This window comes from Nocardia sp. NBC_01377 (assembly GCF_045040005.1).
In the GTDB taxonomy this organism is placed as follows: domain Bacteria; phylum Actinomycetota; class Actinomycetes; order Mycobacteriales; family Mycobacteriaceae; genus Nocardia; species Nocardia noduli.
Window position 1 is genome coordinate 1,494,752 of record NZ_CP109566.1, and the last position, 11,791, is coordinate 1,506,542.

The 11,791-nt window shown below is 64.6% G+C and carries 3 pseudogenes; all 3 read left to right on the forward strand.

Annotated features, from left to right (window positions below):
* Positions 1–40: 40 nt before the first annotated feature.
* Positions 41–5,482 (forward strand): annotated as a pseudogene (locus OG225_RS06850) (type I polyketide synthase); the annotation flags it as partial.
* A 76-nt stretch (positions 5,483–5,558) separates the two neighbouring features.
* Positions 5,559–9,533, forward strand: a pseudogene (locus OG225_RS06855) (type I polyketide synthase); the annotation flags it as partial.
* 91 nt (positions 9,534–9,624) lie between these two features.
* Positions 9,625–11,622 (forward strand): annotated as a pseudogene (locus OG225_RS06860) (type I polyketide synthase); the annotation flags it as partial.
* Between the last annotated feature and the right edge of the window lie 169 nt (positions 11,623–11,791).

The following is an 11,791-nucleotide window of genomic DNA, read 5'->3' on the forward strand; positions in this document are numbered from 1 at the left end:
TGATCGAGAAAGAGTGGACCTACCCTTGACAAGTTCGGACAACAGACTGGCCGAAGCGCTTCGTGCCGCGTTGGTCGACGCGGCGAATCTGCGAGTACGGAACAAAGAACTCGCCGACTCCTTGACCGAACCGGTCGCGCTGGTCGGCATGGCGTGCCGGTTCCCCGGCGGCGTGACCGAACCACAGGACCTGTGGGATCTGGTCGTGTCTGGCTCGGACGCGGTGGGTGAGTTCCCGACCGACCGGTACTGGGATCTGGATAACCTGTACGACCCGGACCCCGCGGCACGCGGGAAGTCGTACACACGCGAGGGCGGATTCCTCTACGACGCCGACGAATTCGACGCGAGGTTCTTCGGGATCAGCCCTCGCGAGGCGTTGGCCATGGATCCGCAGCAGCGGCTGCTGTTGGAAGTGTCATGGGAGGCGATCGAGCGAGCGGGGATCGACCCGAAATCGTTGAAGGGCACCAACACCGGCGTTTTCACCGGGTTGATGTACCACGACTACACGGTGCGCGGATTGGAGGTTCCCGCGGAGGTCGACGGCTACCTGGGTACCGGCGGCACCGGCAGCGTGGCCTCGGGCCGCGTCTCCTACGTGCTGGGACTGGAAGGGCCCGCGGTGACGGTGGACACCGCGTGCTCGTCGTCATTGGTGGCGTTGCATCACGCGGTGGCCTCGGTCCGATCGGGCGAATCCGGGCTGGCGCTGGCCGGCGGCGTGACGGTGATGGCGACCCCGGGAACGTTCGTGGAGTTCTCCTATCAGCGGGGTCTGTCCCCCGACGGACGTTGCAAGTCGTTCGCCGCGGCCGCCGACGGCACCGGATGGGGTGAAGGTGTCGGCGTACTGCTGGTCGAACGCTTGTCCGACGCCGAACGCAACGGGCACGAGGTGTTGGCGGTGATTCGCGGTTCGGCGGTGAATCAGGATGGTGCGTCGAATGGTTTGACCGCGCCGAACGGACCGGCTCAGCAGCGGGTGATCCGTCAGGCGTTGGCCAACGCGCGGGTGGCGGCGTCGGAGGTCGACGTGGTGGAGGCGCACGGGACCGGCACGACGCTGGGTGATCCGATCGAGGCGCAGGCGTTGTTGGCGACCTACGGTCAGGACCGTCCGCACGATCGTCCGCTGTGGCTGGGGTCGATCAAGTCCAACATCGGACACGCGCAAGCGGCGGCGGGCGTGGCAGGCGTGATCAAGATGGTCATGGCGTTGCGCGGGGGTGTGTTGCCGCGCACGCTGCACGTGGACGCGCCGTCCCCGCACGTGGATTGGTCCTCGGGGTCGGTCGCGTTGTTGACCGAGCAGCAGCCGTGGCCAGAGGTGGATCGCCCACGACGAGCGGCGGTGTCCAGCTTCGGCCTGGGCGGCACCAACGCCCACGTGATCCTCGAGCAGGCACCGGCACGAGACTCAGCGCCCGCCGTGTCGACATCGCCCGTTGACGGCTCCGCGGTGGAGGAATCCGCGGTGGAGGACCTCGATACGCGCACGGCGACCGCGTCGGCGGCGGCGCCGCTGGTTGCGTGGGTGGTGTCGGGTCGCAGCCGGGAGGCCTTGGCGGGGCAGGCGGCCCGATTGACGCGGTTCGTGAACGAACGAGCCGAGCTCCATCACGTCGATATCGGACCATCGTTGTCGGCGCGATCACGGTTCGAACATCGGGCCGTCGTACTGGGCCGAGCCCGCGAGGACTTGCTCGCCGGTTTGGTCGCGGTGGCTGAGGGTCGGTCGGTGGCCGGTGTGGTCGAGGGGGTGGCCGGTAGCGGTAAGACGGCGTTCGTCTTTCCGGGCCAGGGCGCGCAGTGGTTGGGCATGGGGCGGGAGTTGTATGAGGCTTTCCCCGAGTTCGCCGTGGGGTTCGACGCCGTGGTCGCGGAGCTCGATGCCCAGTTGGGGTGCTCGTTGCGTGAGGTCGTCTGGGGTGATGACGATGCGCGGTTGAACAGGACGTTGTTCACGCAGGCGGGGTTGTTCGCGGTCGAGGTCGCGTTGTTCGGGTTGCTCGCCAGTTGGGGTGTGCGCCCGGACTACGTCGCGGGGCATTCGGTGGGTGAGCTGGCCGCGGCTCACGTGTCGGGGGTCTTGTCACTCGAGGATGCCGCTGTCCTGGTCGCCGCGCGTGGCCGGTTGATGGACGCGCTGCCGGCGGGTGGGGCGATGGTGGCCGCGCAGGCCAGTGAGTTCGAGGTGGCGCCGCTGTTGACCGACGAGGTCGGCGTGGCCGCGATCAACGGACCGGAGTCGGTCGTGGTGTCGGGTGTGGAGACCGCCGTACTCGAGATCGCGGCGAAACTCCGTGCGCTGGGGCGGCACGTGAAACAGTTGGCGGTTTCTCATGCGTTCCATTCCCCGTTGATGGAACCCATGTTGGCGGAGTTCGAGACCATCGCCAACGGCATCTCCTACGAGCAGCCCGAGATCTCGATCGTGTCCACGCTCAACGGTGAACTTGCCGACACCGGTTTTCGTTCGTCGCGCCATTGGGTCGACCACGTCCGGATGCCGGTTCGATTCGGTGACGCGATCCGGTGTCTCGAACAGCTGGGCGTGACGAATTTCGTGGAGGTCGGCCCGGCCAGCGGTTTGACCAGTGTGGTCGAACAATCGACGGTCTCGTCCGAAGTGGCGTGTGTGTCGGTTCTCCGCAAAGGGCACGAGGAACCGAGGTCGGCGCTCGAGGCTGTCGCGGCGATCGAGGTCGCTGGTGGTGCGGTGGACTGGAATCGGGTGCTGCGGGGGCAGGGTCGTCGGGTGGATCTACCGACGTACGCGTTCCAACGTCAACGGTATTGGCTGGCCGGGGCGCAGGCCTCGACCGGTGACGCGGCAGGTCTGGGTTTGGTGTCCGCCGATCATCCGCTGCTGGGCGCGGTGGTGGAACTACCCGGTGACGAGGGGTGGTTGTTCACGGGCCGCTTGTCGTTGCAGTCGCACCCGTGGTTGGCCGATCACGCGGTCGCCGGGTTTGTGTTGCTGCCGGGTGCGGCGTTCGTCGAACTCGCGTTGCGCGCCGCCGAGGAGGCTGGTTGCGACGGTGTTCGCGAGTTGACGTTGTCGGTGCCCTTGGTGATCCCGGCCGCCGGCTCGGTCACTCTGCAGGTACGCGTCGGGGCCATCGACGACACCGGCAACCGACCGATCACGCTCTGGTCCAGAGACGATTCCCAGCTCGCGTTGCAGACGGTACACGCACAAGGCCTGTTGTCCTCCCAGGCCACGACACGAACCGTCGAAACGGCACCATGGCCCCCGGCCGACGCGACCTCCGTCGATATCGACGGGCTGTACGACCGATTGTCTGACAGGGGATACGACTATGGCCCCACATTCCAGGGACTTCGCGCGGTGTGGCGCCGAAACGACGAAATCTTCGTCGAAGCCGCCCTGCCCGGTTTACCCGACACCGCCGCCGAGAACATCGGGATTCACCCCGCGCTTCTCGACACGACGCTGCACGCGGTGTTCGCGAGTGGCCTAACTCAGGAGCTGGTCCTGCCGTACGCGTGGAGCGGTGTGACTCTTCACGGTGCGGGCACGGGCTCGGTGCGAGCACGAATCGCCACCACGGGTGCCGATTCGGTCTCACTGGAGGCCGCCGACGAGGCAGGCCGACCCGTACTGTCGGTCGAGTCGCTGATATCGCGACCCGTATCCGCCCGCGAGCTCGCCACGGTCGGGTCGGCGGCCAACCGGGACGGGCTGTTCCGCGTGGAGTGGACACCCGTGCTGGTCGAGCCACGCGAGGTTTCGACCGGTTTCTGGCGAGAGCTCGAGCGAACCGACGCCGTGCCCGATGTCGTCGTATACGCATGCCCCGACGGCGACGACGCTGAGTCGGTCCACGCCGCTGTCGCGGAGACCCTGGAGGTCCTGCAGCGATGGCAGGTCGAGGCCCGTTACCACGCGTCGACGTTGCTGATCGTCACTCGCGGTGCGGTCGCTGTCGACGGTGAGGACATCACCTCCCTGGCTGGCTCCGCGGTATGGGGACTGGTGCGTTCGGCACAGATGGAAAACCCCGGTCGAGTAGTGCTGGTGGACTGCGACTCTTCGATCGACCCCGGCCGCGTGCTCGTCACGGGTGAGCCGCAGACCGCCGTCCGATCGGGGACCACGCACGCTCCCCGCCTGACGCGCGTCGCGAAGGACCCGCAGACCGTCGACACCCTGCCCGAGATCGGGCACGTGTTGATCACCGGTGGCACCGGAACGTTGGGCGCGATGGTCGCCCGGCACATGGTGGTCAAGCACGGGGTGCGCTGGTTGACGTTGACCAGTCGTCGAGGGATGAGTGCACCGGGCGTCGAGGAATTGGTCACCGAGCTGTGCAGATCGGGGGCCCGGGTGGATGTGGTGGCCTGCGATGTCGCCGACCGGGCCGCCGTCGACGCATTGATCGCGAACATTCCCGCCGACGGGCCATTGGCGGTGATCCACGCAGCGGGCGTACTCGACGACGGTGTGCTCGGATCGTTGACACGAGATCGCGTCGAGGTCGTGCTGAAGCCCAAAGTCGATGCCGCGTTGCATCTGCACGAGGCGACGATCGGCCGCGACGTGTCGGCGTTCGTGCTGTTCTCGTCGGTAGCCGGTGTGATCGGAAGCCCCGGACAGAGCAACTACGCGGCGGCCAACAGTTTCCTGGACGGTTTGGCTGCTCATCGCCGAGCCAACGGATCGCCCGCGCAGTCCCTGGCCTGGGGGCTGTGGGCCGAAGCCAGCGGCATCACCAGCCATCTGGGAGACACGGACGCGGTACGCATGAGTCGTATCGGCATGGCGCCGATGTCATCGGAATACGCATTGAACTTGCTCGATCGCGCCCTCCTCGAGGGCGGAAACAACCTGGTGGCCGCGCGGTTCGACTCGGCGACGCTACGGATGCAGGCCGCGACGGTTCCACCGCTTCTATCGGGTCTGCTTCCCACGATTGGACGTAGTACTCATCGCGAGAGCGGCGCCGCGGATCTGGCGCAGCGGATCGTCGGTCTCGGGGAGACAGAACGATTGGAACTGGTTGTCGACGTCGTATGCCAGCAGATCGCGACGGTACTGGGACACAAAGACACCTCGACCATCGAAAACGACCAGAAATTCCAGGAGCTCGGATTCGATTCCCTCACCGCGGTCGAGATGACGAACCGGATGAAGCGCGTCACCGGCCTCCCTCTTCCAGCGACCTTGATATTCGATTATCCGACCGTCGAGTCGCTCGCCCACCATGTCATGCGGGAAATATCTCGAAATGCGTCGAACCTCAGGCGAGGGGAACTCGTCGAATTCGACAGGTTCGAGAGAGGTCTCGACAGCGAGACGATGACCCCCGCGGTCAAGTTCGAGCTCGTCGGAAAGCTCGAAGAACTCGTGAAGAATCTGACGAAGGACACGATTCCAGGCCATGCGGGTGGCGTTACGGATTTCGCGGAAGCATCCGCCGAGGATCTGTTCGCCTTCTTCGACAATTCGAAATAGAGGGACCTCGGCACGGCGCCGGTCACGCTCTGCCCGCCGAGGGCGGGTTTGGAACTCAGGTCATAAGGATCAAGAAATGCCTAACGAAGAACAATTGCTCTCCTATCTCAAGCGCGCCGCCGCGGACCTTCAGGACGCGCGAAATCGTGTGCACGAACTGGAGTCGGCCGCCCATGAACCCATCGCGATGGTGGGCATAGGGTGCCGGTTTCCCGGGGGTGTGGGGTCCGCGGAAGACCTGTGGCGCATGGTCGCCGACGGAGTGGACGTGGTGTCGGGATTTCCGACCGACCGGGGGTGGCCGACCGACCTGTACGACCCGGACCCGGACGCGGCGGGGAAGAGTTACGCGCGAGAGGGCGGGTTCCTCCACGACGCCGCACAGTTCGACGCGAGGTTCTTCGGTATCAGCCCCCGCGAGGCGGTGGGGATGGACTCCCAGCAGCGGTTGCTGCTGGAAGTGGTGTGGGAAACCCTGGAGCACGCCGGCATCGACCCCGCCGCGTTGAAAGGCACCGACACCGGCGTCTACATCGGGCATATGTACCACGACTACGGGTTGCAGGGAGCAGCGGAAGGTTCGGTGCTGACCGGCAACGCCGGCAGCGTGGCCTCGGGCCGCGTCTCCTACGTGCTGGGACTGGAAGGGCCCGCGGTGACGGTGGACACCGCGTGCTCGTCGTCATTGGTGGCGTTGCACCAGGCGGTGGCCGCCGTGCGCGCGGGGGAGTGCACGCTGGCGTTGGCCGGTGGTGTGACGGTGATGGCGACACCGACGACGTTCGTGGAATTCTCTCGCCAGCGGGGTCTGGCCGCCGACGGACGTTGCAAGTCGTTCGCCGCGGCCGCCGACGGCACCGGATGGGGTGAAGGTGTCGGCGTACTGCTGGTCGAACGCTTGTCCGACGCCGAACGCAACGGGCACGAGGTGTTGGCGGTGATTCGCGGTTCGGCGGTGAATCAGGATGGTGCGTCGAATGGTTTGACCGCGCCGAACGGACCGGCTCAGCAGCGGGTGATCCGTCAGGCGTTGGCCAACGCGCGGGTGGCGGCGTCGGAGGTCGACGTGGTGGAGGCGCACGGGACCGGCACGACGCTGGGTGATCCGATCGAGGCGCAGGCGTTGTTGGCGACCTACGGTCAGGACCGTCCGCACGATCGTCCGCTGTGGCTGGGGTCGATCAAGTCCAACATCGGACACGCGCAAGCGGCGGCGGGCGTGGCAGGCGTGATCAAGATGGTCATGGCGTTGCGCGGGGGTGTGTTGCCGCGCACGCTGCACGTGGACGCGCCGTCCCCGCACGTGGATTGGTCCTCGGGGTCGGTCGCGTTGTTGACCGAGCAGCAGCCGTGGCCAGAGGTGGATCGCCCACGACGAGCGGCGGTGTCCAGCTTCGGTATCAGCGGCACCAACGCCCACGTGATCCTCGAACAAGCGCCGGCGCCAGAACCAGCTCAGCCGGAGGAACCCGACCTCGCCCAGGCAGTCGGGCCCTCGGCGGCGGCGCCGCTGGTTGCGTGGGTGGTGTCGGGTCGCAGCCGGGAGGCCTTGGCGGGGCAGGCGGCCCGATTGACGCGGTTCGTGAACGAACGAGCCGAGCTCCATCACGTCGATATCGGACCATCGTTGTCGGCGCGATCACGGTTCGAACATCGGGCCGTCGTACTGGGCCGAGCCCGCGAGGACTTGCTCGCCGGTTTGGTCGCGGTGGCTGAGGGTCGGTCGGTGGCCGGTGTGGTCGAGGGGGTGGCCGGTAGCGGTAAGACGGCGTTCGTCTTTCCGGGCCAGGGCGCGCAGTGGTTGGGCATGGGGCGGGAGTTGTATGAGGCTTTCCCCGAGTTCGCCGTGGGGTTCGACGCCGTGGTCGCGGAGCTCGATGCCCAGTTGGGGTGCTCGTTGCGTGAGGTCGTCTGGGGTGATGACGATGCGCGGTTGAACAGGACGTTGTTCACGCAGGCGGGGTTGTTCGCGGTCGAGGTCGCGTTGTTCGGGTTGCTCGCCAGTTGGGGTGTGCGCCCGGACTACGTCGCGGGGCATTCGGTGGGTGAGCTGGCCGCGGCTCACGTGTCGGGGGTCTTGTCACTCGAGGATGCCGCTGTCCTGGTCGCCGCGCGTGGCCGGTTGATGGACGCGCTGCCGGCGGGTGGGGCGATGGTGGCCGCGCAGGCCAGTGAGTTCGAGGTGGCGCCGCTGTTGACCGACGAGGTCGGCGTGGCCGCGATCAACGGACCGGAGTCGGTCGTGGTGTCGGGTGTGGAGACCGCCGTACTCGAGATCGCGGCGAAACTCCGTGCGCTGGGGCGGCACGTGAAACAGTTGGCGGTTTCTCATGCGTTCCATTCCCCGTTGATGGAACCCATGTTGGCGGAGTTCGAGACCATCGCCAACGGCATCTCCTACGAGCAGCCCGAGATCTCGATCGTGTCCACGCTCAACGGTGAACTTGCCGACACCGGTTTTCGTTCGTCGCGCCATTGGGTCGACCACGTCCGGATGCCGGTTCGATTCGGTGACGCGATCCGGTGTCTCGAACAGCTGGGCGTGACGAATTTCGTGGAGGTCGGCCCGGCCAGCGGTTTGACCAGTGTGGTCGAACAATCGACGGTCTCGTCCGAAGTGGCGTGTGTGTCGGTTCTCCGCAAAGGGCACGAGGAACCGAGGTCGGCGCTCGAGGCTGTCGCGGCGATCGAGGTCGCTGGTGGTGCGGTGGACTGGAATCGGGTGCTGCGGGGGCAGGGTCGTCGGGTGGATCTACCGACGTACGCGTTCCAACGTCAACGGTATTGGCTGGCCGGGGCGCAGGCCTCGACCGGTGACGCGGCAGGTCTGGGTTTGGTGTCCGCCGATCATCCGCTGCTGGGCGCGGTGGTGGAACTACCCGGTGACGAGGGGTGGTTGTTCACGGGCCGCTTGTCGTTGCAGTCGCACCCGTGGTTGGCCGATCACGCGGTCGCCGGGTTTGTGTTGCTGCCGGGTGCGGCGTTCGTCGAACTCGCGTTGCGCGCCGCCGAGGAGGCTGGTTGCGACGGTGTTCGCGAGTTGACGTTGTCGGTGCCCTTGGTGATCCCGGCCGCCGGCTCGGTCACTCTGCAGGTACGCGTCGGGGCCATCGACGACACCGGCAACCGACCGATTGAATTGCACTCGAAAACAGATACCGGACCATGGACTTCCCATGCGCGAGGGTCCCTGCCCTCCCGGGCCGGAATCGATCTGGATGTCCAATCGCCCAGCCAGGCGCACTGGCCCGTCGACGAATCCGCGGATACTCCGGTTCGACGAGGTCTCGCGCGTATCCGACACGTATCGCGGCGAGGGTCGTATATCTACGTCGAGGTCGGACTAGCCGACATGGACCCCGACGCGAAGAAATATCGAATCCATCCCGCGCTGTTGGATGCCGCGCTCCACGGCTTGTTCGGCGCGGACAGCACCGAAATCGAACACTATCCCTTCGCGTGGGAAGAGATCAGCCTTTCGCAGTCCGGAGTATCGGAATTGAGGGTATCGGGTCGAAAGACGGATACTAACGACTGGGATATCAGTCTCTATACACTGTCCGGTGCGCGGGTGGCATCGATTTCCGAGCTGACCACCCGAGCGCTCGACGTCTTCGAGCTACGCGAACTATCCGCAGCACCGATGAGTTCGATCGACGAACTGGAACTGGTGGGGCATTCGGGAGCATCCCATTCACCGGATCGAAACCTTGACACCTTCGCATCCCTCGAACTGGAAGTTCAGTACGGAGCGGCCGACACGTTCCGTGAGATGTTCTTCTCGACCCCGGAAGCGGCCCGGCAGACCGTGTTGGACGAGCTTGTTGTCGAGAAGGTATGCGCCGTATTGGGATACGACGATCCGCCCGCCACGTTGGATCGAAACGCAGAGTTGAACACTCTGGGCTTCGATTCGGTGACCTCGATCGAACTCAGGAACCGTCTGAGGAAGACGACGGGGGTGGACCTGCCGGCGGAACTCATCTTCGAATTCCCGACACCCGGTGCCATCGCCGGTCACCTCGGAAAAGAACTGCACTCGAAGCGCTGATGGTTCCGCCCGTACAAAGGCCTAGGAGTTGACTATGACCGGATCGGCGACCAGAAGTGCCGCCAACGACGATCGTATCGCCATCGTCGGCATGTCGTGCCGACTGCCGAAAGTGTCCGACGTGTCGGCGCTGTGGCGATTGCTGGCCGAGGGCTCAGACGCCGTCGGCCCGGTGCGCGACGATGTGAAACTGGTTCGCCCTGAAGTCGCCGACCTTCAGTTCGCCGGCCTATTGGACGAGATCGATGCTTTCGACGCGGGATTCTTCAATATCTCGCCGTACGAGGCCATCGGCATGGATCCGCAACAACGTCTCATGCTCGAACTGTGCTGGACCGCTCTGGAGCACGGCGGCATCGTCCCGGAAAGCATCGCGGGCAGTAGGACCGGGGTATTCGTCGGTGCGATGAGAGACGAGTACGGCGAAGTCCTGGGTCGAGACGATGTCGGGAAGGTGGCGAGGCACGCCATGGCTGGAACCAGCCGTGCAGTCATTGCCAATCGCGTCTCCCACTATCTGGACGCGAAAGGGCCGAGCCTCTGCATGGATGCCGGGCAGGCGTCCTCACTCGTCGCCTTGCATTTCGCGAGGCAAAGCCTTCTCCTTCGAGAAGTCGATCTGGCGCTCGTCGGCGGAGTGAATTTGATGGTCGGAGCCCAGAGCGCTAAGCATTCTGTCGATTTCGGGGGGCTATCCAAACACGGGCGATGCTATACATTCGACGATCGGGCGGACGGGTACGTACGAAGCGAGGGTGGTATCGTCCTCGTCCTCAAGCGACTCTCCGACGCGATAGCGGATGGCGATCACGTCTTCAGTGTCGTACTCGGCAGCGCAGTCAACAACGACGGAGCCACGAACGGATTGGCATCACCCAACAGTGATGCCCAATCAGAAGCGATAGCCTCGGCTCTGCGTGAATCTGGTGTCGAGAACACCGATATTCAATACGTGGAGCTACACGGTACCGGCACACCGGTTGGAGACCCAGTAGAGGCTGAAGCGCTGGGAAAAGTGATCGGTACGGCTCGCGATGGTTCCGATAACCTCCGCGTCGGCTCCATCAAAACGAATCTGGGACATCTCGAAGGCGCATCAGGTCTGGCTGGTCTGCTCAAAGTCGTACTCAGCATTCTGCACCGGAGGCTCCCCGCAAGTCTGAACTATTCGTCCAATGCGAAGATTCCGCTGGAGGCGCTCGGCCTGAAGGTGCAAACCGAACTCACGAATTGGCCGAACCCCGAGGCACCTCTTATCGCGGGCGTCAGCTCGTTCGGCATGGGGGGCGTTAATTGCCATGTAGTCGTGAGTGATTCGCGTACCGGCGAGGCGACGACGGTCGGTGTCGTTCATCCAACGACTGGTTCATTGCCGATACTGCTGTCCGCGAAGGATCCGCTCGCGCTCAGGCAGTCCGCGCTCGACCTGCACCGGATGATCCTGGAAGCGGACGACCCGCGCGTGGACCACGTAGGCCTTGCCTGGTCACTCGCAAAGCACAGGTCAACCTTCGATTGCCGGGCCATGATTCTCGCCGAGAATCGGAGCGAATTGCTGCGCGGGCTGGAATACGTTTCCACGGCGTCGTCGGCAACGAACATCGTAGGCGGGACATGCGCGGCCGATACGGATGTCATCTTCGTGTTTCCCTCGGAGATTGCTGATATAGGCCCACTGTCGACGACGCTCGCACGCGATTGGACCGTCTTCCGTGAGCACCTCGATGCCTGCGCGAGAATTTTCGATCCATTGACCGAGACCTCGCTTCTGAGCGCCCTACTCGATGGTTCCGAACCAACTCTTTCCGATCGCCTCGACGTTCGACAGGCTGCGCTGTTCACGTTCGCGACCGGTCTTGCACGAATTTACATGTCGATAGGAATCAATCCATCCATCGTCGCGGGAGATCGGGAAGGAGAATACGCCGGCGCCTATATCGCGGGGATACTGTCGTTGGCGGACGCCGCAAGGAACATCCTGCTCCGGTCCAATCGAGTTCTCTACAGACCTGATGAGGACAGCCGAGGCAAGAGGGACGACGAGCCGTCGGGTGACATCAATTGGCGGCCAGAAGTTCGTGGATTCTACCTTTCGTCGACAGGATCCATCCTCGATACAGACACTTTGGACGGGTTCGAGGCCTTCAAGAACCTGGGAACTCCACTGGATCTCTCGAATCTCGTTGATTCGGTAGAAGCGAGAGATCGAGCGATGATTGTCGAAATAAACTCACGACGGACTTTCCTCGAACCAGCTG